This window comes from Algoriphagus sp. A40 (genome assembly GCF_002002735.1).
GTDB lineage: Bacteria > Bacteroidota > Bacteroidia > Cytophagales > Cyclobacteriaceae > Algoriphagus.
Window position 1 is genome coordinate 322942 of the sequence record NZ_MUNY01000072.1, and the last position, 21293, is coordinate 344234.

Genomic DNA, 21293 nt, shown 5'->3' on the forward strand with positions numbered 1-21293 from the left:
ATGCTATGTAAAGAATTTGGTATTTTCTTTACATAGTAAAAGGGCAATGTAAAGGAACTTAACATTTCTTTTGAGCAAAAGCTTACTCCCTCAACACCAGTTTTACCCGAAACTCGATCTCCCGATCCACCAAAGTCCGGTCTGCCCAAGAGCCTTCGTAGGCAATATTCCAGTCAAAACGATCAATAAGGAAACGGGAGGAAAGGGTGTTGTCGTGATGAATAGCTGAAAGGGTGACGTTTTTGGTAATTCCCCGAATGGTCAGGTTCCCGGAAATCTCCGGATTTTCAGGGAAATGAGTTGTGATTTTGGTGATTACAAATCCTGAATTTGGAAAGTTATCCACATCAAAGAAGTCAGCGTGCATCAGGTGCTCTGTCAAGTTTTTAATCGGAATAGGATCGGTTTTAGGAATGTCAGTGATGGAAATGGACTTCATGTTGATTTCAAATTTTCCCCCTGACAATCCAGCATTATCCCTCAGCAAAAATCCCTGACTGATTATGACTTCACCTTCGTGACTTCCGGCTCCCCGCATTTTGGTGCCTTTCCAGTAAAGCTTGGATCTGTCTAAGTCAAGTTTCAAGGTGTCTACTTCCTTTTCGGTGGTTTTTGCCTGAATTTGGCGAGTTTGGACCAATGCCTTTTGGATTTTAAAATTGGACTTATCCACACAGCAAGATGCCAGTAGAAGCAGGATCAGCATTCCAGTCTTATTCATATCCAGGAATATTAAGACCCAAGATGATATCCCTTCGGAAAGTGAGCATCCCGCTTTCCGGTTGTGGATTTCCGATTCCGGATCCACCCCGATTGCTGAGAAGCTTTCGTTTTTTATCGGTTAAAATAGGGTCATTTCCAAACACAAAATCATCCAGATAATATTCGTTTTTGTCAGACTCTTTTACCGTGAGGTGAATGTGTTCCGGATCGGATCGGTCAGGGTAGGCCGCAGGGCGGAAAGTGTAAAAAGCATAGTGCCCGCTTTGATCTGTTTTGACCCAACCCCTCAGGTATCCATGACGTTTTGCCCAACCGGTTTCATTTCCCTTTTTCGGATAGATTCCTGTAGGGTCGGTATGATAGATGTAAAGGATTACATCCTTTGCCGGGGTTTTTCCGTCTTGCTGAAAAACCGTTCCGGTGAGTTTGAGCTTGGGTTCAGAATTGTCAAATTCCGGAAGCGTATCCACGTTGGTCAGGGTTTTTTCCCCAAACTCAAAGATTGCTTCACAGCCTTCACAGCCACCGCCAACTGGTTTCCGGGACTGACCGGAGCAGTTGATACTCAGAAAAATGGAACAAAAGATCAGGCATCGGATAAGGTTTCGGTTCATCGCTTTCTTTTTCCCACAAATGGAACGAAAGAATTGGAAGCCCGAAAATCGAATCGTCTATCCTGTGGAGAATCTACATCAACCTGTGGGAGCTTGCTCAAATTTGCTTCGAAAATCCTGGGCGAAATTTCTGCTCAGGCGAAGATTCTGTCCATTGGAAAGCAAAAGATCATAATCTCCATTGCCTCGGGAGCTGATCGAATCCACTTTGCTGACATTTACCAAAGTGGTTTTATGGATTCGTACAAAAACTGCAGGATCTAGTTTTTCAGCAAATGATTTAAGCGATCCCTGTTGCAGGTATTTTTTTTCGGCCGTAAAACACTCCACGTAGGGTGTAGCAGCGAAAAGGTAAAGGATGGAATCTGTAGGGACTTTTTCCGTTTTTTTGCCGCTCGAAAGCAGCAAAAAATGGGGATGCTCGATGGGTTGAGGGAATTGGGAATCGGGTGATTTTTGAAAGGGAATCAGAGAAATTGCTGTGTAGATCAGCAAGTATTTGTATAAATCTTGGGAAAGCGAATAGCTCAGATTGCCCAAAAACCGAAACGTTTGCTCATAAAACAACCCCGACAGCAAATGCACCAAAAAGGCAAAAAGCAGCAGATGGAAGATCGTCGCCAAGAGCACGAAAAGGGCTCGTTTGGCCCATTTGGAAGGGGTTTTTGAGTGTTTGAAAGCCTCTCTCAGGATCAATGTGACCGGAATGATCAGAGGCCAAAACAGGTTGAAAAGCAGCGATTCGGAAAAATAGAAAGCATAGTCCTGATAGCTGGACTGGAGATAGTCCTGAAGTATCGTGATCCCCAACAACGCTACCAAAAGCAGAATCAGGTTTCTTGCTTTTTTTAGTTTTGACATCCGTCTTTGGAAAATTGCACGATGTGTATCCACAGTAGTTTAGAACGACCTTCTTGGATGAAGTTATAAGCTTCGTGATGATTTTGAAAACAAAAATGGCCTCATCTGCTCCAATGAGGCCATCTTAAGCTATAGAAGCGCAATCCAATTTTACTCAGGAAACAGCGTCTTATCCAATCCCGGTACGATCCGGAGGGCGTTTTTGTAATACACTTTCTTCAGCACTTCGTCAGGCAGACCCAATCCGTACATTTTCCAGTAAGCGTGATATTTTTTGTAGTAAGGAAAATATTCATCCTCGGTTTCCAGAACTCGGAAATAGGTATAAAACTCCTCCTTATTATAGGCATCTTTTCCAAATAGAATCCGGTCTTGGTATTTGGTGAAAAAGGCATTGGCTCGCTTTGGCTGTCTTCCCAATTCCGCAATGATGGCACCGATTTCATAATTGACATTCGGGTATTTGTCGAGATGGGCTCCGGCAGCATCCAGGTCATTGGCCATCCAACCCATGTGGGCATTGATGAAAGTTGTCTTGGGATGCTTCCCGAAGACATTGTGCTGTTCGGCCATGATTTGTTCAAATGGAGCAGGATTGGTTTCCGATCTTTTCCTATTTGGATTGAGTTTCAACTCCAGCCATCGTTCGTTGGTGGAGTCCATCGGCTGCCAGAATTGAGCTGGATCAGCGGAGTGAATCAGGACAGGAATGCCCAATTCACCGGCTTTTTCCCAAACGGGATCCAGATCCGGGTGATCCACCGGAATCCGATTGCCGTTGTTGTCTTTGGAATTTAGTCCCAGGCTTTTATAAATTTTCAACCCTACCGCACCGGCCTGAACATCTTCTTCCAGTTCTTTGACAGCCAAGGCAGTCCATTCAGGAGTTCCAAATCCGTTGAAATTCAGATTGGTAAAAACCATGAACCGACCAGGAGCATGAGTTTTGAACTCATTCATCATTCCTTTGATGTAGTCCTGCTGGGTATTGCTGTTGCCCTGCCCGAAGCCGCGTCCGCTGAGATTGATCATGATTGCCATGTTGATTTCGTCCATCTCGGAAGTGAGCTGGTCGATTTTGGCTTCATTGATTCCGCCCTGATGGCTGTGAATATCGATGAAAGGAAACTTTGCTCTGGTTTTTGGATTTTCCGGGACCTTGAGCGTGGAGGGCGGATTGTAATTCTCAAAGCTCATGTCCTGAGCCATGGTGGTGCCTGAAGTCAGGCCAAATGCTAAAATGGAAAAGGAAATTTGGAGTAGCGATTTCTTCATGAGCGATTTAACTGAGAAAGGAGGAAAATGGATGCAAAAATTCTTTGAGCGGAAAAAATGAAATCCCGGTGGAAAAAGCCGGGATTTCATATGATTATAATTTGATTTTTATAGGCCAAATGGAATCTCGCATAGCTGACAATCATCCCAGTGTGTGACGCTTGAGTCGTGCTCGATTTCAAAGTTTTATCGGGCAGTGCCGCTGTCAATTACCTGACCGAAGAAAATCGAATTCATAAAGAGTTTGTTGGTACCAAACCAGAAGGCCCGGAAGTTGGGATTGTCAGCAAAACCGATGATTCTGCCCTGGCCGACGCCTGAAATTCTGATCACGCTTCCGTTTTGAATACCCGGAAGGTTGCTCGGATGAAGGTATCCAGATGCCAAAGGACTTTCAGTATAAACTAATGGATTGGCGTAGGGATTTGGAGATACTTCCATGAAGAAATTGTCATTTCGGAACGTATAAATTTCTTTTTGGGTATAACCGTATCCGATCGGATGAGTCAAATCCAGATTGGCTTTGAAGATAGCTCCGAAAGTTCCTTTTGCGCCGGTTGCGTTTTCAAAGTCGGCATAGCTTTTTTGGATCCCTTTTTCATCGTTTTCCACTTTGCGAAAGGTAAAATTTCCAATTTCATTTTGTGCCAGCCAACGAAGAGCGCCTCCTTTTGCTACAAGTGTTCCGCCCTTGGTGGTCCATTCTTTCAGCTTTTCGGCGCTCGACTTTCCAAGGGAATTGTAGCTTCCGTCAGCCATTAGAATCACATTGTAGCGATCCAGATTTGCCATAGCTACTGAGCCGACAGGCAGCAAAGTCACCGGCATTTGCATGCGTTGATCCAGCAGGTGCCAGATTTCACCGGCTTCACCGCTGTCCACTCCTCCATCTACCAGAAGCGCGATTTGGGGAGTTTTCAAAGGAACGATGAAAGTTGACCCCAAATTTGCCCCACCGGTATATCCAGTGGTGATGGCATGAATGTCTACATGGGCAAACTGAGCTATTTCCTGAAGTTTCGCGAAAAAGGCCTGATTGTCAAGTCTGGATTCTCCTTTGTCAATGAGGATTGTTCCCCGGCCGAAAGTTTTTCCTTCCGGTGTGGAAAATTCTTTATTGGCTACTCGTACTAAAAAGCCGGCTTTCAACAACTGATAGGCTGCTTTTGGAGAATAATAATCCGTCCATTCCATGGCATATTGGTAAGCACCTGAACTGCCCACCACTTTGCCCGGGGACAAGTTGAAGTTGGCCTTATCCACTTGCTGGACACTTGCCAGATTCAGGATTTTGCTGTTGAGCGCGATGAAGTCCAAATGGAAAGCCATCGGATAAGTCCAGGCGGAAATGTCATAAAACAAGCTGTCCTGAAACGTAGTCCGTGTCTCAAACATCGCCTTGATCAGACGGTATTGAGGCTGGTCAGCAGGAACGATGTAGGAAGTCTCTTTTTTGAATTGTTGACCGTTGACAGTGATGTCTTCATTCAGGGCAAAAACTTTGATGTCATGCTGCAGAATCAAATCAGCTAGGTGAAAACTTCGGGCATCGTCGTCTTTTGCTCCAAAGATGTATGCCTTGTTGGCATCCGCATCGGTTTCTTTTTTGATCTCTGTGTAAAAATCCTTCATCCATTGATTCAGCTCCACCCGCATTTCTTTGGCAGCTTGAAAGGAGGAAAGATTGGCGGTAAACTGGTTTCTGATCGTAAACGGAAAGCTCAGCATGCCATTGACGCTTTCGGCCAGATGGCCTCTGGAACTTGCTTGCTCAAAAAGAATCCCGATTGAGCCCTGCACATCCGGATAAGTGGAGCCTTTACCATAGTAAAAGTCATCGTAGTTTTCCTGGTTGTAATAGAGTGACCCAATCTGATCCAATGCTTTGGCATGATAGGTTCCGATCTTCTCGGTCAACTCAAAGTTCTTCGCTGGAGTCAGGGGGTGCATTCTGGCAGGTACGCCAGGCTGAAAGAAAAAGGTACTGTTGGTTCCCATCTCGTGAAAATCCAGATGGATGTTTGGAAGCCAGGCCTGAAATACTTTCACCCGGTTTCTTGATTCGGGATGCTGGACTGGAAGCCAATCACGGTTAAGGTCAAACCAATAATGATTTGTACGTCCTCTTGGCCAAGCCTCATTCAGCTCGCGCTGTGCAGGATCGCCATTGAGGTTGTAGGCTTTGTGAGAATTGACCCAAGAGGCAAATCTGTTCAGTCCGTCTGGATTGATGGCAGGATCAAGGAGCAAAACCATGCTCTCAAGATCGGATGCGATTTCATTCGCCGCGGCGAAGTGGTAAGCCGCAACCAATGCCGCATTGGCTCCACTTGGTTCGTTGCCATGCACGGAATAGCCCATATACATCACCACGGGCATATTTTGAACATCGACGGTTGCACTTGGATCCCGAAGTTTGGCCCGGTCGGCTTTGATCTGGTCCAGTTTGGTAAGATTTGCCGGAGAAGTAATCGTCAAGAGTGTTTGGGGCCGCTTTTCATAAGACCGTCCGGTTTCCTCAAAAATCACTCGGTCGGAGGCCTCGGCCACCGCTTTCATATACATGACCAATTGATCATGGGTCACATGCCATTCGCCCACTTCATAACCCAAAACTTGCTTTGGAGTCGGAATAGCTGGATTGTATGTGTAGCCTTTGGGAAGGTAATAACTCAAGTCCTGGGCGAATGTGAGTGTAGTAAGAAGGGCTAAAAGCACTGCAAGCGTGTACTTTTTCATTGGTTGGGGTTTAAACTTTAGGCTAAATTCTTACTTTGAACTGACAAAAAAAGCTATTTTGGATTGATGGTAAAAATAATGGAAGAAACGATATGGATTAGATGACTCCGAATTCTGGGTTTGTCATTTGGCAATTATCAGGCCTAGTCTTGCTTGGATTTTGGGTTTATGCGCTTTTTGACTGTGTCAAATCAGATTTTTATGGGCAAAATCAAAAATTAATCTGGATGATGCCGGTCTTATTTGCTCCTGTGATTGGGACGTTTTTGTATATCAGTATGAGCAAAGGCTCAAAAAAGGAAAGAAATTTTCAGCCGATTTTCAATCGGGATAATTCACATAAATCTTAAAAACATGACCTTTTCTTTTGTTCAAAATATGGGTGGCGGTGCGATTTTTATATTTCTAATTTTAGGAATAGCCTATTTTATCCTTTGGGTTTATTGCCTGATAGATGTGCTCAGGTCAAATTTTAAGGATCAGAACATGAAATTGATCTGGGTTGTCATTTTGTTATTTGCGCAGGGATTTGGTCCGATTGCGTATTTGATTTTGGGAAAAGGATCTAAAACGACTTAAACTATGTGGAAGTATCTGGGGATTATCGTCTATGCTTACACCATCTATGATGTGGTGACCAGCCGCTTTGCCAATTCAAATGATAAATTGATTTGGGCATTGATTGTTCTTTTGCTGCCTTTGCTGGGAACCATTTTATGGTTTGCAATTGGGAGGAATAAGAGGCTGTGAAACGGTCAGTTGTGAAAAATATCCTTCAGCGCAGCTGACAATTCATAAAACTCAAACTGAAAACCCGCTTTCTGGATTTTTTGGCAGGACACCCGATTTCCACCCAAGACCATAGCGGCCATTTCTCCCAATACCAATTTCAATACAAAGCCAGGAACACCGATTCCAAGATAAGTTTTCCCTTTGGCGTAGGCCGCCTCTTGGGTGAGCTGTTGATTGGTCGCGGGATTTGGGCCAACTGCGTTGTAGACACCTTGGAGTGTGGTTTTTTCCAAGGCAAATACAAACATCCTCGCAAGGTCTTCAATATGAATCCAGCTCATCCATTGGTCACCGGATCCCAAGGGAGCAGCAACAGGTGGTTTGAGCATTTCTCCCAAAGCACCGCCTCCAGCATCCAATACAATTCCTGTTCGAAGAATCACGGTTCGAATGTCTAGGCTTTCAATTTTTTTGACTTCATTTTCCCAGGCTTTCACCACTTCGGCTAAAAAATCAGAACCTGCGGGGCTGGTTTCATCCACTAGTGAAGTTCCTGTGTCCAAGCCATAATACCCCACCGCAGATGCTGAAATGAAGGTGTTTGGTCTTTTTTCGGATTTTTCAAGAGCGGAAAATAGTAAACGGGTGCTATGGGTTCGGGATTCGAGAATCAGTTTTTTTCGATCGGGGGTCCATCGTTTTTCTGCCACGCCTGCACCTGCCAAATGAATAATTGCATCTGCCCATTCGATTGCTACTGGATCGATTTCCTGTTTTTCGATATTCCAGAGAAAGGATTTTCTACCAGGCTGCAAACCGCGACTCAACCAGGCTACTTGGTAACCTTTCTTTTCCACTAGGTCCGTAATTCGTTGACCTATAAGTCCTGATCCGCCGGTGATTAAAATATTTTGCATGGGTGAGAATTTCTAAAGTAACCTTAAAAACCCGGATTTGGTTGAAATGTACGCTTTCGAGACAACCGACCGAGCAATTTGTTTGGGTTTATTTATTCGATTAGTTGATCAGTTTTGTGGTTTCTACCCTTATTTTGCGCCAAATCCCTGATAGTGAACAGAAGAGAAATAGCGCGATATTTTGTCCTTTGGCTTGGATTGGCTGCTTTGGTGGGCATCCTATCCGGTTCGGCTTCTGCCATTTTCTTGGTTTCTCTGGATTGGGCTACCAATTTTCGCGAAACCCATCTTTGGCTGATTGCCTTTCTTCCGCTTGCTGGATTTGGTATCGGGTATGTCTATTACCATTATGGGGCCAATTCTTCGCAAGGGAATAATCTCTTGCTGGAGGAGATTTACCAAAGCAAAAATCCCATTCCGCTGAGGATGACGCCCCTTGTTCTGTTAGGAACGATTTTCACCCATCTTTTTGGAGGATCAGCAGGGCGGGAAGGCACGGCTGTGCAGATGGGTGGGTCATTGGCGGATCAATTGACCAAATGGTTTTCTCTAACTAAAGGAAACCGTAGGATTGTAATTATTTGTGGAGTAGCAGGAGGATTTGCTTCTGTTTTTGGGACACCATTGGCTGGAGCCGTTTTTTCTCTGGAGTGGATGCTGATCAGGAAGTTTCGTTGGAAATCTGTCTTCCCGGCGTTTTTGGCGGCATTTGTAGCTGACTGGATTTGCGAGTTTGGGTGGGGAGTCGGTCATACGCATTATTTGATTCCTGAAATTCCTGTTCATTCTCTGGCCAATTTGGCTTGGGTGATTCCTGCAGGAATTGCCTTTGGTTTAGCAGCCAGACTTTTTGCCGAGACTGGCCATGCGATTTCAGATCTTTTTAAAAGAACTATTTCCTATCCCCCACTTCGTCCCCTGATCGGTGGGGTATTGATTGCCGGGATTGTGTATTTATCAGGAACGACGACTTACCTCGGTTTGGGAATTCCGAGAATAGTGGAGGCTTTTGAGACTCCTTTACCGTGGTACGATTGGCTTGCAAAAACCGGCTTGACGGGATTGACCTTGGGCTCGGGATTCAAGGGAGGTGAGGTAACTCCCCTCTTTTTTACCGGAGCCACATTGGGAAATGCACTTTCAGCTTGGATTCCCCTGCCATTGGCACTTTTGGCTGGAATGGGGTTCGTGGGAGTTTTTTCCGGAGCTACCAATACCCCGATGGCCTGTACGGTGATGGGCATGGAGCTTTTTGGATATGAATCGGGGATTTTCTTGGGATTGGCCTGCATTACAGCTTATTTTTTCAGCGGAAAAGGCAGCATTTATGCGTCCCAAAATTTAGAGGCGAAATACTTTTGGCGATTGTAAAAAGGAGTACCTTTCGGGTCGTTTTTGGAATTAAAAATCACTTAGAACCAGTTCTTAGGGCAAAATAATGAAGTTAAACTTCCGGTTTTTTTCCAATCCTGATCAAAACCTTCAATTTATCAAAAGACTGGTTTTGTTTTTGGGACTGGCAATGCGTTTTCTCAGTTTCGGAACTTTCGGTGTTCTCATTTACCGAATGGGCTATGCCATAGATCCAACCAAGGTTCTATTTATTTCGAAGTTGTTTGAATTGATGGTGTTTTTGTTGGGATTGGTAATTATCCTAAGAAACCTCTTTTCGAACATGTCCCGAAAGAACAAGAGGCTAATTTTTGAAATGCTGGTGGCAGTTTTCCTTATCATTTCTGCTTTGCTCAGGTGGAGGGCATTCGGGGATTTTTCAGAAGATGCGCTCTTTTTCACCAGGAAGTATTCTCTTCAGAATATCCTTGTGTTTTTGATCTTTGTGCAGGAACTCGGGAAATCCAGCCTTTTGGTCAACAAGCTCAAAATCAGTCCTTCCCTGATATTCATCATGAGCTTTTCATTGTTGATTTTTATTGGCACAGCACTCCTCTCTTTGCCAAGATCCACCACAGCAGGGATCAGTTTGATTGATGCTTTTTTCACTGCTACTTCGGCAGTTTGTGTGACAGGGCTTGCAGTTTTGGATACTTCAACGGCATTTACACCTTTCGGGCAAGTCATCATTATGACCTTGTTTCAAATCGGCGGATTGGGAATGATGACTTTTACGACCTTTTTTGGATTTTTCTTCAAAGGAAGCCTTTCGATCGAAAACAGCCTTTTTCTTCGGGATTACATCAATGAAAACAACGTGGGAGAAATCTCCTCGACTTTGATAAAAATCATCATATTCACCTTGCTGGTAGAGCTTTTTTCAGCAATACTGATTTTTATTTGGACTGATGACTCCCTTTTTTCCTCTACAGGTCAAAAGTGGTTTTTTGCCAGTTTCCATGCGGTTTCAGCTTTTTGCAATGCAGGATTTTCCACCTTAAGCTCCAATTTGTACGAAACGGGATTCCGTGAATTGTACAACATGCACCTGGTAGTTGCCGTGACCATTATCCTTGGAGGGATTGGTTTTCCGGTTTTTATCAACTATTACAATTACATTTCAAGGGTGCTCAAAGGAGCTTTTCGATCCACGTTTTTCGGTGAAAAGTACAAACACACCCCACGGGTTTCCAATATCAATACCCGATTGGTTATGTACACTACAGGGGCATTACTTGTGATTGGCTTTCTGAGTTTTTGGGTTTTTGAGCAAAATTCTACCCTTAAAGGACTAAGTCCTTACGGTAAATTTGTGACGTCATTTTTTGGCGCAGTGACTCCACGTACTGCCGGTTTCAATACTGTGGATATGGCTGCGCTTTCGGTCCCAACGGTTTTGATTTATTTGATCCTGATGTGGATTGGAGCTTCTCCGGGATCTACAGGCGGAGGTCTGAAAACCAGTACTTTTGCTGTGGCGCTTCTCAATACCTGGAGTGTGGCCAGGAACAGACAACGGGTGGAAGTTTTCGGCAGGCAAATTTCCAATGATACACTCAGGAAAGCATTCGCAGTGATCGCGTTGTCGTTCCTTACCATCGGTTTAGGAGTGTTTTTGGTTACCTATTTTAACCCAGAATTGGAACTGATCGACGTCGCTTTTGAGATTTTCTCGGCATTTGCCACTGTGGGATTGAGTCTAGGAATCACCGCAAAACTGACCACCGCCAGCAAGTTGGTGGTCGCTGTGGTCATGTTTTTTGGAAGGGTTGGGACATTGACCATTTTGGTAGCGCTAACACGAAAAACTGCAGAACTTCGATATAAATACCCGGAAGAAACGGTCTTCATCACCTAAATCATAGAATATGAAATACATCATTGTGGGAATGGGAAATTTCGGATCCTACCTCGCCAAACGACTGACAGACCTTGGACATGAAGTGGTAGGTGTGGACAACAGCGAAAGCAAAATTGATCAAATCAAGGATCATGTGACCTATGCGATGGTATTGAATGCCACTGACCAATATGCTGTTCATAGCCTACCGATGAAAGATTGCGATGTGATCATTATAGCGATCGGGGAGGATGTGGGGGCGTCGATTATGGCAACGGCGATCTTCAAACAATTGAAAGCAAAGCGGATCATCGGGCGGGCGATCAATGCGCTGCATGAAACGGTAATCCGGGCTATCGGAGTCGATGAAATCATTCATCCAGAAGAAGAAACAGCCGAGAGATTGGCAAAAAGACTGGAACTAAAGGGGGTCATAGATTCCTTGGAAATCTCCGACGATTATAATATTGTCGAAGTAAAGGTCCCCAATAGGTATGTGGGAATGACCGTTGCGGAGGCTAATATCCGAAAGGAGTTTTCTCTCAATATTTTGACCACAATCAAGGAAAAAGAGAAGACAAACCTGCTGGGGATAAAATTGCCACAACGGGATGTGGCTGGAGTCATTTCGGCGGATTATTTATTCGAAAACGACGATATTCTATTGATTTTCGGGAAAATTAAAAACATTCAGGATTTTCTGAATCTGGAAAATTAACCAACTTTCCCTCCGCACTTCCGGCAATACTTATCGCCTGGTTCTACCCGTTCAAAGCCGCAAAATGTGCAGGATTTGGTCATTTCAAAGTGTTCGGGCCTTTTCCTTTTAGCCATTTCAGAGGTTACAATCCCGGTAGGTACCGCGATGATGGCATATCCCATCAACATGATCAAAGAAGCTAAAAGTTGTCCTATCGGGGTGACCGGAGTAATATCGCCAAACCCGACTGTAGTTAAAGTAACAATCGCCCAATACATTCCCACAGGTATGCTGGTAAAGCCACTTTCAGGACCTTCCACAACAAACATGAGCGTACCCATAATCAGCACAATCGTCAAGACTGAAAAGAGGAAAATCTGAATTTTGGTGGCACTGGCTTTTAGCGATTCTCTTAAAAAATCAGCCTCCGCCAGATATCTTCCGAGTTTCAAAATCCGGATCACACGAAGCAATCTCAGGGCACGGATGACTGAAAGCAATTGGGTATTGGCGACAAAAAAGCTCAAATAGACTGGCAGAATTGCCAAAAGGTCCACAATACCATAAAAGCTGGTGACGTATTTGAGTGTTCTGCTGGTCAGCCAAACCCGAAGGATATATTCCAAGGTGAAAAGGAAAGTAAAAGCTAATTCAAGGATGTAAAATATGCTCCCATATTGTTGATGGAGCTCTTCCACTGAATCAAGAATTGCCACAATGATAGACCCAAAAATCAAACAAAGAAGTACAAGATCAAACGTTCTTGAGGCTCGGTCATTGGATTCAAAAACAATGTGGGCGAGCCGTTTTTTCGACAAAATCATGGAGGAATTTAGAGAAAAATACCCTAATCCAAATAGTAGACCCGCTTCACCCGGGTGCTGATATTGGTCAGCAATTCATAGGGAATCGTGCCGATCCGATCGGCAAGTTCTTTGAGTGAGATTTGCTCTCCATAGATTACAGCTTCATCACCTGCTTTGGCGTCGATCTCGCTTACATCTACCATCACCATGTCCATGCAGACATTTCCAATAACTGGGGCTTTTTTGCCATGAATCAGGACATATCCTTTTCCCTGTGAAAATCTGCGGTCATATCCGTCGGCATATCCGATTGCCAAAGTTGCAATTTTGCCGCCTTCAGGTAGATTTCCTTTTCTGGAATAGCCAACTGTTGCGCCGGGGGAAAGGGTTTTTACCTGAGAAATGGTGGTTTTAAGTGTGCTTACCGGCTTGAGTGCCGAGTCATATTTACCAGTGACTTCTACTCCATACAGCCCGATTCCCAATCTCACCATATCCATCTGAAACTCAGGATACCGGACAATCCCGGCAGAATTGAGAGCATGGATCAGTGGTTTGTAGTCCAAAATCTCACCAATTTCGGCTTTCATAACAGTAAACTGCAGGAGTTGGCTGCGGGAAAATTCCTCATGCTCTTCTTCGTCCGCACCTACTAGATGCGTATACAGACTGGCAATTTTCAACTCAGGAAATGATTTGATCAGGCTTTTCAGTTCTGAAAGATGCTGCTCCTCAAATCCAAGGCGGTGCATTCCGGTATCGAGATCCAGGTGAATAGACAGCTGGATTTCATGGTTTTGGGCGTAAATCCCAAGTTTTCGGAAAAATTCAGGACTGAAAACGACTGGCTCCAGGTTAAACTCCCGGAGCAAATCAAAAGATTCCTCCACTGGATTGAGTACCATGATCGGCAGGCGGATTCCCTGTTTTCTCAGGGAAACTCCTTCGTCTGAAAATGCCACAGCCAGGTAATCCGCCCCCATCGTTTGCAAATGGTTGGCAATTTCTGCCGCCCCTCCGCCATAGGCGAATGCCTTGACCATGACCATCATTTTGGTTTCAGGTTTTACCTGTCGTTTGAAAAAATTGAAATTATGAGTCAGTGCATTCAGGTTGATTTCAAGAGTTGTACCGTGTATCCGCTGCTGAAATTTGTTTACCACCCGCTCGAATGCAAAAGGTCTGGCACCTGTAATGAGGATCAAGTCATTTTGAAATGCTTCAGGATCCAAGGAGTGTAGGAGACTTTCGGTTGAAGGATAGTTTTCGAATTGAGTTGGAAAATATACTTTCAGGCGATGTACTTCATTTCCCACTCCGATGATTCTGTCCAATCCAAAGGATTTGATCAGTTCGGCGACTTCAGAATAAATTTTCTCAGGGATTCCCTGCTGAAGCAGATCGGATAAAATCAAAATCTTTGATCGCTTGGGACGCTGTTGGCTGAGAAATTCCAGCGCCACTTTCAGTCCTGCAATGTCATTGTTGTAGGTGTCGTCGATCAGAAGCGAGTCATTTAATCCTGGCTTCAGGGTCAGCCTCATGTCGACAGACTTGAGATGGTCAAGTCCTTCCTGAATTGCCGGAAAATCCTGCCCCAAAGTCAAGGCAGCAATGATCACATGGGTGATATTTTCGATCGATGCGGAATCAGTAAAGGGAACCTGAAAAGTGAACGTGCTCAGATCACTTTTCATCAGCATGATTTTGGTCTGAGATTCCTGCTTTTTGACCGAAACCGAAAAGTCTGCTCCGGGATTTGAGGACCAGGAAATGAGGCGATCCGGAGGAAAATTTTTCTCAATTTCCAGGGAAATCAAAGGCTGATCCTTGCAATAGATTACCAGTTTCGTTTCGGAGAAAAGCCTGAATTTCTCCCGGATTTTTTCCTCAACACTAGTAAACCCTTCCTCATGAGCTGTTCCGATATTGGTGAAAATCCCTAAATCAGGCCGGATCATTTGACTCAGAAAATGCATTTCTCCATATTTCGAAATACCTGCTTCAAGCAAGGCAACCTGATGATAAGGCTGTATTCCAAAAATGGAAAGGGGGACACCTACCTGGGAATTATAGCTTTTTGGGCTTTTTGCTACAGTAAAGCTCTGACTCAGGACTTGCCCCAGCCATTCTTTGACGATAGTTTTTCCGTTGCTTCCGGTGATTCCGACCACAGGTTTTGTAAACTGTCTGCGCTGATATGCCGCGATCGCCTGCAGAGCATTCCTGGTATTTTCTACTTGGAGAAAAGTTGCTTTTTTCTCCAATTCAGGATCGATTGTCCAATCCTTATGGACCAAAAAACATCGGATTCCTTCCTTTATCAGAGTGGGAATAAAATCCGCCCCATCCGCTTTTGCACCCCTTAACGCCACAAAAAGATTTAGCTCTGGTTGGAGGACCTGTCTGGAATCTATGCTGATTTGGGTAATCAGACCGGAAAATTCCCTTCCGTGAGTTTTTCCTCCGGTGATTTCCCTGACTTGGTCTATGGATAGCGGACTGAGCATTTTACTCCTCGGCTACTTGTTTCTTTTTGAAAAAAACCTGCTTGATCCAGCGTGGAAGGAATATAGCTCCCAAAATCAGGTACGGATAATAGGAAAACAACCTCCAAATGATGCTGGTGACGAAAGTATATTGGCCCAAGAACTGGGAGAAAAACTGTCCGTAGAAAAACTCTGCTGTTCCGCTGCTTCCCGGTGTAGGAGAGATCATCATGACGATCCACATGATTACCTGTCGGGCAAAAACAATGATTTCCTGATCAAAAGAAAGCGGGACAAAAGCCGAAACCAGTGCATTCAGCATCAGGTATCTCGAAGTCCAAACGAAAATCGTGAGGCCTATTATCTTCAGCCAAAAAGAAGAGCTTTTTCCGGCAAGTTCCTTCGAGGCCACGATGATTTGATCTCCAAATTCTTGAGCGCTATGCTTCCATCTTCTGAGAAACTTAATAGAGCAGATCTTGATTAGCACCCATTTGAAAACCCTAGGTCTGTAAAAGAGAGCCAAGGCCATGACCAAGCTGTGAATTGCATAGAGACTATAACTAATCCAAAAAATCGCCTGTAAGCTGTCCTCCATCTGACGTTCGAGCAGCTTGCTCTCGGGAAAGATGTGTCCTTTGGCTAAGTACAGAATGATTGGGGCACCGATTACGAAAAACAGATTGTCCAAGATTGCGGTGACCATCACAATGGCGATGGCTTTTCCCATCTTGATCCCTTCTTTGTTCAGAATAAACATCGCCACCGCCGTACCCCCGACCACCGAAGGAGTCACTGCCGAGGCGAACTCCCAGAGAATGATGACATAAATTGCGCGCGTCCAAGTTAGATGCTTGTCGGTGAGCTCTCTGATCCGATAGACGTATCCAAAGTCCCGAAAAAATAAAACCGCAACGGCAAACAAAAGCCAGGGTATGGAGGCATCCTTGACCACTTTCAGGTTTTCGGTAGTCAGATTGGGATCCAGGTAAAACATGGCAAAGACGATCCCGATTCCAATCAGGACAGGTACCCAAATTTTGTTAGGGTTAAGGGTTTGAAAAATCTTTTTATTGTCCAGCTTCATAGTCAGGCTGCAGCGATTGGCTCAGTCTTTTCTACCCAAAAGTTATTGTATCCTTCACCGATAATAATAGTGACCTGAGAAAGTTGAAGAAGCTCCAGGATAGCTAAGAAGGTGTAGATCACGAATATTTTGTCCGGTTTGTAATTGATGAATTCAGTGAAAGGTATCTGTTTTTTAAAGCTTATTTTTTCCAGCACAAAGTCTTTTTGCTGCTCGATCGTGTAAGGATACTGAATCACAGTGTGTTTGGTTTCCTCGGTACGGGAAGCCATTTTGGACATGCATCTCTGGAATACCTTCAGCAGTTTGTAAAGATCTACATGCTGCATTTCAGCTTCAACGTCTTCGGCCTTGCTTAGTTCCAAAAGTTCCCGGGTTAAATTTCCTCTTTTTTCCCGGGAAAGCCGATCAGCTTCCATAGCAGAAAGCTCCTCTACTACCGATTTGTACTTTTTGTATTCGAGGAGATTTCTGACCAGCTCTTCTCTTGGATCGATTTCCTCGCCTTTTTCATTCAGTTCCGGTCGGGGTAAAAGCATCCGGGATTTAATTTTCATCAAAGTAGCCGCAAAGAGGATAAAGTCGCTGGCCACTTCAATCTCCATTTTTTCCAAATGGTGGACATAATCCAGGAAGTCGTTGGTAATCTTGGAGATGGGAATATCGTAAATATCCAGTTCGTCCCGCTCGATGAAAAAAAGCATCAGATCGAAGGGTCCCTCAAACAGCGGTAATTTGATCTCGAAACTCACCGGATAGTTAATTTTATTGGTTAATTTTGGCTCTTCGTAGCCAAAGATATTCAATTAAGTAAATTAATTGGAGGGGAATATAATAAAGCAAAGGGTTGTTTCTGGCTCGTTTTTAGTAAGAGGAAACAAATTGACCCGCTTTGAGTTATTCCACTTTGACGCCAACACTTCTGAAAATGCAAATTACTCCCGGTCCACTCCTTGCCCAGATAACTACTCCCGAGGATCTTAAGAAGTTTCCCAAAGACAAATTGGTCCAAATCTGCGATGAACTGAGACAGTTTATTGTGGATAACGTATCTGTTTATGGAGGGCATTTTGGTGCAAGTTTGGGTGTGGTTGAGTTGACTGTGGCCTTACATTATGTGCTGAATACTCCCGATGACCAATTGGTTTGGGATGTGGGACATCAGGCTTATGGACACAAAATTCTGACCGGAAGGAGGGAGCAATTTCACACCAATCGGGTCTATGGAGGTCTTTCGGGATTTCCAAAAAGAAAAGAAAGCGAATACGATACTTTTGGAGTTGGACATTCGAGTACTTCTATTTCAGCGGCACTAGGGATGGCGGTTGCCTCCAAATACAAAGGTTCCAAAATCCAGCATGTCGCAGTGATCGGTGATGGATCGATGACCGGAGGGATGGCTTTCGAAGCCATGAACCACGCCGGTGTCAGCGATTCCAATCTCCTGATCATTCTTAATGACAACTGCATGGCCATCGACCCCAATGTAGGGGCCTTGAAGGACTATTTGACTGATATCACCACGTCTCATACTTATAATAAAGTTAAGGACGAGGTGTGGAAAATGTTAGGCAAGATGAGCAAGTTTGGCTCAAGTGCGCAGGAAGTCATCTCCAAAGTGGAAGGGGCTATCAAATCTGCGGTGCTCAATCAGAGCAATCTTTTTGAATCACTCAACCTTCGATATTTCGGTCCTGTGGACGGCCATGACGTAGATCATTTGGTAGAAATCCTAAAGGACATGCGTGGTATCCCCGGGCCAAAGATCCTTCATTGCATTACCGTGAAGGGCAAAGGATATGCTCCGGCCGAGACGGGAAACCAAACTACTTGGCATGCGCCGGGTACATTTGACAAAGTGACCGGGGAAATATTCAAAAAAGTACCTACTACTCCTCAGGCTCCAAAATACCAGGATGTTTTTGGACATTCATTGGTCGAATTGGCCGAAATGGATTCCCGAATCATGGGAGTGACACCGGCGATGCCTTCTGGGTCATCGATGAATATCATGATGAAGGCGATGCCAGACCGGGCATTTGATGTGGGAATTGCGGAGCAACATGCGGTTACATTTTCAGCGGGTTTGGCTACTCAAGGGCTGGTTCCTTTCTGTAATATTTATTCCACTTTCATGCAGCGGGCCTATGATCAGGTCGTTCATGATGTTTGTCTGCAAAATCTCCCTGTAGTGCTTTGTCTGGATAGGGCGGGATTTGCCGGAGCAGATGGACCTACGCACCACGGGGCTTACGATATTGCTTTTTTCCGTTGTGTTCCCAACTTGGTTGTTTCTGCTCCCATGAATGAGGAGGAGCTTCGAAACCTGATGTACACGGGCAGCATATATAATGGGCCTTTCTCGATTCGCTACCCAAGAGGTGCAGGTGTGATGCCGGAGTGGAAAACTCCTTTCCGTGAAATTCCGGTTGGTCAGGGACGAATAGTGAAAGAAGGTGAAGGAGTGGCGATTCTCACCATTGGCCATATCGGTAACTATGCCGTGGAGGCTTGTAGCATCTTGGCAAAAGAAGGCTTGAATCCCGCCCACTACGACATGCGGTTCGTGAAGCCCTTGGATGAAGAACTACTGCAAGAGATTTTTGGCAAATTCAAAAAAGTCGTGACTGTGGAAGACGGTTGCCTGATGGGAGGATTCGGATCAGCTGTTTTAGAATGGATGGTCGACAACGGATACGCTGCTCAGGTGAAGCGTCTGGGTATTCCAGATGAAGTCATCGAGCATGGCGAGCAAATTGAATTGCACCGAGAATGCGGGTTTGATCCAGCCGGAATAGCGGAGACAGTAAGAAGTCTTGCTGAAGTGGTTCGGGTTTCCTAAAAATTTCCCCATGTCTAAAATTCATTTTTTTGAGAAGGGCAAAGGTCAACCTTTGGTATTGATTCACGGTTTTTGTGAAACCAGCAGGATGTGGGAAGATTTTGCCGAGAAACTATCAGAAGAATTTCGGGTGATTTGTCCCGATTTGCCCGGAATCGGAGGTTCTCCCATTTCCGGTGATCAGGTTGCTTTGGAAGAGGTTGCGGTCATATTGGAAGAATGGTTAGATGAAAATCAAATCATGAATCCCATTGTAATCGGCCATTCCCTAGGCGGTTATGTAGCTTTGGCACTTCTAGAACAGATCGGAAATCGAATGAAAGCAATCGGCCTGTTTCATTCCACGGCTTTTGCTGATGATTTGGAAAAGAAAGAGATGCGAAACCGGACAATTGTTTTTTTAAAGAAAAACGGAGTGGAAAAGTTTGTGACCTCATTCGTCCCTCCACTTTTTCCCGAAAACCGGAGAGATGAACTCTCCTCAGAAATCGCAGCGGCAATTGAAGACGGAAAGCGCTCCAGTTTGGATGGCTTAGTTGCATTTACCGGAGCAATGCGTTATCGAAAAGACCGATTGGAAGTCCTAACGCATTTTTCAGGGCCCAAATTACTTATAGCCGGAACAGAAGACGGAGCGGTGAAAATCGCTTCCAGCCGGGCTCAAAAGCATGCTTTTACCCAATACCATGAACTCGAAGGTGTGGGTCATATGGGGATGATTGAGAAAAAGCAGGAGACTCTGGAGCTGGTCCGAAAGTTTGCTTTGGAAGCGCTTTAATCAGAGCGTTTTACCTAATATCCCCATCAACTCCTCCAAGTAATTCTGGTCCGTCTCATCAAAGTCTGCCAATTGATCACTGTCCACATCTAGCACCATTGCGACTTTATTTCCTTTGAAAACCGGAACCACAATTTCGGATCGGGAAGCTGAACTGCAGGCGATATGTCCGGGAAAAGCATCGACGTCCGGTACCAATTGGGTTTTGGCTTCTTTCCAGGCTGTTCCACAGACGCCTTTTCCAAAATTGATCCGGGTACATGCGATCGGTCCCTGAAATGGACCTAAGACCAATTGCTCATTTTTCACCAAATAAAAGCCAACCCAAAAGAACCCAAAAGCTTCACGCAAAGCTGCCGAGGTATTTGCCAGGTTTGCATAAAGATCAGGTTCGCCGGTAATCAAAGCTTCGATCTGAGGAATTACAGCCTGATATTTTTCCGCTTTTGTTGCTGCATCGGGAATGAATAAATTCTCAGCCATGGTAGTAAACGTTTAATATGTCTTCGCCGATTGAAAGTGTTTCAGCTGGATTTTGGTTCAAAACCGGAGCTGGAATTCCCGTTTCAAATTTTGCCTTTCCTGTAAAAATCCGGGCTTCATCCCAAAATCCGCTTTCAATGAATCTAGATAAAACCCTGCTCCCGCCCTCGACGATCAGGCTTTGGATTTTCCTGGAATTCAAATCATTCAAAATATCTAGAATTGAAAAATTGCTACCCAAATCGACGAAATCAAGGTTTTCCTGAGAATCGGATTTTTTCGAATTGTAACAGACTGTGGAAATGCTTTTGTCAAAAAGATGCAGGCTTTCGGGAAGTTCGCAATTGGAATCCAAGACGATCCGGGTGGGATTTTTTCCAGCCCAATCCCTGACATTCAATCGTGGATTGTCATAAAGGGCAGTGTTTTTTCCGACCAAAATCGCATCTTCCTCAGCCCTCCATTTATGGACTAACTGTCGGCTTTGGGTACCGCTTATCCATTTGGAGGAGAAGTTTTCCCTTGCTACGAATCCATCTTGGGTTTGCGCCCACTTCAGGATCACATAGGGTCTTTGTTTTTCGATTTGGGTAAAAAATCGCCGGTTTTGCCAACGGGCTTCCTTTTCCAAAACTCCGATTTCCACTTCGATTCCGGCATTTCTTAGGATTTCGATGCCTTTTCCCCCGACGAGGGGATTGGAGTCCATTGCAGCTATGACCACTTTTTTCAGGCCTTTTTCTACCAATAGCTTAGCGCAAGGAGGAGTTTTCCCCCAATGAGCACAAGGTTCCAGCGTGACATAGGCTGTGGCTTCTTTTAACAATTCCTGGTTTTCGACCGACTTGACCGCATGGACTTCTGCATGAGGGCCACCATAAACGCGGTGGTAGCCTTCTCCAATGATTTTTTCCTGATGGACTATCACGCAACCCACCATCGGATTTGGACTGACATTTCCCTTGCCCCACTCGGCAAGTTCAAGCGCCCTTCTCATGAAAAGTTGGTTTTGCCC

At 44.8% G+C, this 21293-nt stretch carries 20 protein-coding genes; 8 read left to right on the forward strand and 12 right to left on the reverse strand.

Annotation, left to right across the window (positions count from 1 at the left end):
- Positions 1-82 precede the first annotated feature (82 nt).
- The 5 genes from B0E43_RS18935 to B0E43_RS18955 form a co-directional block, all read right to left on the reverse strand.
- Positions 83-721, reverse strand: coding sequence for a YceI family protein (locus B0E43_RS18935; protein WP_077352673.1), 639 nt, complete (start codon positions 719-721; stop codon positions 83-85).
- A complete protein-coding gene (locus tag B0E43_RS18940; protein ID WP_077352675.1) occupies positions 714-1337 on the reverse strand; it encodes an intradiol ring-cleavage dioxygenase in 624 nt (207 codons plus the stop codon). The genes B0E43_RS18935 and B0E43_RS18940 overlap by 8 nt, the downstream gene beginning before the upstream one ends.
- A 78-nt stretch (positions 1338-1415) precedes the next feature.
- Positions 1416-2198 (reverse strand): LytTR family DNA-binding domain-containing protein, encoded by a 783-nt coding sequence (locus tag B0E43_RS18945; RefSeq protein WP_077352677.1) that lies wholly within the window; start codon positions 2196-2198, stop codon positions 1416-1418.
- A 150-nt stretch (positions 2199-2348) separates the two neighbouring features.
- Positions 2349-3473 (reverse strand): amidohydrolase family protein, encoded by a 1125-nt coding sequence (locus B0E43_RS18950; protein WP_077352901.1) that lies wholly within the window; start codon positions 3471-3473, stop codon positions 2349-2351.
- A 186-nt stretch (positions 3474-3659) separates the two neighbouring features.
- Positions 3660-6212 (reverse strand): M14 family metallopeptidase, encoded by a 2553-nt coding sequence (locus B0E43_RS18955; protein WP_077352679.1) that lies wholly within the window; start codon positions 6210-6212, stop codon positions 3660-3662.
- Between the two features lie 101 nt (positions 6213-6313).
- Between B0E43_RS18955 and B0E43_RS31415 the strand changes: the two genes are divergently transcribed.
- From B0E43_RS31415 to B0E43_RS18970, 3 genes are read left to right on the forward strand one after another with little or no spacing between them, the layout of a single operon-like run.
- Positions 6314-6562, forward strand: coding sequence for a PLDc N-terminal domain-containing protein (locus B0E43_RS31415; protein ID WP_077352681.1), 249 nt, complete (start codon positions 6314-6316; stop codon positions 6560-6562).
- A gap of 4 nt (positions 6563-6566) precedes the next feature.
- Positions 6567-6791 (forward strand): PLDc N-terminal domain-containing protein, encoded by a 225-nt coding sequence (locus B0E43_RS18965; RefSeq protein ID WP_077352683.1) that lies wholly within the window; start codon positions 6567-6569, stop codon positions 6789-6791.
- 3 nt (positions 6792-6794) lie between these two features.
- Positions 6795-6962, forward strand: coding sequence for a PLDc N-terminal domain-containing protein (locus B0E43_RS18970; protein WP_077352686.1), 168 nt, complete (start codon positions 6795-6797; stop codon positions 6960-6962).
- Between the two features lie 5 nt (positions 6963-6967).
- Here the strand turns inward: B0E43_RS18970 and B0E43_RS18975 are convergent, their stop codons facing one another.
- Positions 6968-7861, reverse strand: a complete 894-nt coding sequence (locus B0E43_RS18975) for a TIGR01777 family oxidoreductase (protein ID WP_077352688.1) — start codon at positions 7859-7861, stop codon at positions 6968-6970.
- A 153-nt stretch (positions 7862-8014) separates the two neighbouring features.
- On the opposite strand from B0E43_RS18975, the gene B0E43_RS18980 reads away from it, so the two are divergent.
- The 3 genes from B0E43_RS18980 to B0E43_RS18990 all read left to right on the forward strand — a co-directional run bounded on the left by B0E43_RS18980 (position 8015) and on the right by B0E43_RS18990 (position 11811).
- Entirely contained in the window at positions 8015-9232 is a 1218-nt protein-coding gene (locus B0E43_RS18980) for a voltage-gated chloride channel family protein (RefSeq protein WP_254423460.1), read from the forward strand.
- 67 nt (positions 9233-9299) lie between these two features.
- Positions 9300-11111 (forward strand): TrkH family potassium uptake protein, encoded by a 1812-nt coding sequence (locus B0E43_RS18985; RefSeq protein ID WP_077352692.1) that lies wholly within the window; start codon positions 9300-9302, stop codon positions 11109-11111.
- Between the two features lie 10 nt (positions 11112-11121).
- Positions 11122-11811 carry a TrkA family potassium uptake protein gene (locus tag B0E43_RS18990; protein WP_077352694.1) on the forward strand — a complete coding sequence of 230 codons (690 nt, stop codon included), beginning with the start codon at positions 11122-11124 and terminating at the stop codon, positions 11809-11811.
- On the opposite strand, the gene B0E43_RS18995 is transcribed toward B0E43_RS18990, so the two are convergent.
- From B0E43_RS18995 to B0E43_RS19010, 4 genes are read right to left on the reverse strand one after another with little or no spacing between them, the layout of a single operon-like run.
- Positions 11808-12617 (reverse strand): ion transporter, encoded by an 810-nt coding sequence (locus B0E43_RS18995; RefSeq protein WP_077352696.1) that lies wholly within the window; start codon positions 12615-12617, stop codon positions 11808-11810. The two genes, B0E43_RS18990 and B0E43_RS18995, sit on opposite strands and share 4 nt — an antisense overlap.
- Before the next feature lie 23 nt (positions 12618-12640).
- Positions 12641-15109: a bifunctional UDP-N-acetylmuramoyl-tripeptide:D-alanyl-D-alanine ligase/alanine racemase gene (locus B0E43_RS19000; RefSeq protein ID WP_077352698.1), complete on the reverse strand. Its 2469-nt coding sequence runs from the start codon at positions 15107-15109 to the stop codon at positions 12641-12643.
- Position 15110: 1 nt separating this feature from the next.
- A complete protein-coding gene (locus B0E43_RS19005; RefSeq protein WP_077352700.1) occupies positions 15111-16175 on the reverse strand; it encodes a lysylphosphatidylglycerol synthase transmembrane domain-containing protein in 1065 nt (354 codons plus the stop codon).
- Between the two features lie 2 nt (positions 16176-16177).
- Positions 16178-16927, reverse strand: a complete 750-nt coding sequence (locus B0E43_RS19010) for a ScpA family protein (RefSeq protein ID WP_077352903.1) — start codon at positions 16925-16927, stop codon at positions 16178-16180.
- 176 nt (positions 16928-17103) lie between these two features.
- On the opposite strand from B0E43_RS19010, the gene dxs reads away from it, so the two are divergent.
- Both dxs and B0E43_RS19020 read left to right on the forward strand, forming a co-directional pair.
- On the forward strand, positions 17104-19017 hold the full coding sequence (gene dxs, locus B0E43_RS19015) for a 1-deoxy-D-xylulose-5-phosphate synthase (protein WP_077352702.1): 1914 nt from the start codon (positions 17104-17106) through the stop codon (positions 19015-19017).
- A 10-nt stretch (positions 19018-19027) separates the two neighbouring features.
- Complete coding sequence (locus B0E43_RS19020) at positions 19028-19795, forward strand: alpha/beta fold hydrolase (protein ID WP_077352704.1); 768 nt, start codon at positions 19028-19030, stop codon at positions 19793-19795.
- Here B0E43_RS19020 and B0E43_RS19025 read toward each other — a convergent pair whose 3' ends face one another.
- Positions 19796-20278 carry a GAF domain-containing protein gene (locus B0E43_RS19025; RefSeq protein WP_077352706.1) on the reverse strand — a complete coding sequence of 161 codons (483 nt, stop codon included), beginning with the start codon at positions 20276-20278 and terminating at the stop codon, positions 19796-19798. It lies immediately after the preceding gene.
- Entirely contained in the window at positions 20271-21275 is a 1005-nt protein-coding gene (gene ribD / locus B0E43_RS19030; RefSeq protein WP_077352905.1) for a bifunctional diaminohydroxyphosphoribosylaminopyrimidine deaminase/5-amino-6-(5-phosphoribosylamino)uracil reductase RibD, read from the reverse strand. Before ribD ends, B0E43_RS19025 begins: the two co-directional genes overlap by 8 nt.
- Positions 21276-21293: the final 18 nt, after the last annotated feature.

Coding starts and splice junctions, on each gene's coding strand:
- B0E43_RS18935 (WP_077352673.1), bottom strand. CDS start 721: ATGAATAAGACTGGAATGCTGATCCTGCTTCTACTGGCATCTTGCTGT.
- B0E43_RS18940 (WP_077352675.1), bottom strand. CDS start 1,337: ATGAACCGAAACCTTATCCGATGCCTGATCTTTTGTTCCATTTTTCTG.
- B0E43_RS18945 (WP_077352677.1), bottom strand. CDS start 2,198: ATGTCAAAACTAAAAAAAGCAAGAAACCTGATTCTGCTTTTGGTAGCG.
- B0E43_RS18950 (WP_077352901.1), bottom strand. CDS start 3,473: ATGAAGAAATCGCTACTCCAAATTTCCTTTTCCATTTTAGCATTTGGC.
- B0E43_RS18955 (WP_077352679.1), bottom strand. CDS start 6,212: ATGAAAAAGTACACGCTTGCAGTGCTTTTAGCCCTTCTTACTACACTC.
- B0E43_RS31415 (WP_077352681.1), top strand. CDS start 6,314: ATGACTCCGAATTCTGGGTTTGTCATTTGGCAATTATCAGGCCTAGTC.
- B0E43_RS18965 (WP_077352683.1), top strand. CDS start 6,567: ATGACCTTTTCTTTTGTTCAAAATATGGGTGGCGGTGCGATTTTTATA.
- B0E43_RS18970 (WP_077352686.1), top strand. CDS start 6,795: ATGTGGAAGTATCTGGGGATTATCGTCTATGCTTACACCATCTATGAT.
- B0E43_RS18975 (WP_077352688.1), bottom strand. CDS start 7,861: ATGCAAAATATTTTAATCACCGGCGGATCAGGACTTATAGGTCAACGA.
- B0E43_RS18985 (WP_077352692.1), top strand. CDS start 9,300: ATGAAGTTAAACTTCCGGTTTTTTTCCAATCCTGATCAAAACCTTCAA.
- B0E43_RS18990 (WP_077352694.1), top strand. CDS start 11,122: ATGAAATACATCATTGTGGGAATGGGAAATTTCGGATCCTACCTCGCC.
- B0E43_RS18995 (WP_077352696.1), bottom strand. CDS start 12,617: ATGATTTTGTCGAAAAAACGGCTCGCCCACATTGTTTTTGAATCCAAT.
- B0E43_RS19000 (WP_077352698.1), bottom strand. CDS start 15,109: ATGCTCAGTCCGCTATCCATAGACCAAGTCAGGGAAATCACCGGAGGA.
- B0E43_RS19005 (WP_077352700.1), bottom strand. CDS start 16,175: ATGAAGCTGGACAATAAAAAGATTTTTCAAACCCTTAACCCTAACAAA.
- dxs (WP_077352702.1), top strand. CDS start 17,104: ATGCAAATTACTCCCGGTCCACTCCTTGCCCAGATAACTACTCCCGAG.
- B0E43_RS19020 (WP_077352704.1), top strand. CDS start 19,028: ATGTCTAAAATTCATTTTTTTGAGAAGGGCAAAGGTCAACCTTTGGTA.
- B0E43_RS19025 (WP_077352706.1), bottom strand. CDS start 20,278: ATGGCTGAGAATTTATTCATTCCCGATGCAGCAACAAAAGCGGAAAAA.
- ribD (WP_077352905.1), bottom strand. CDS start 21,275: ATGAGAAGGGCGCTTGAACTTGCCGAGTGGGGCAAGGGAAATGTCAGT.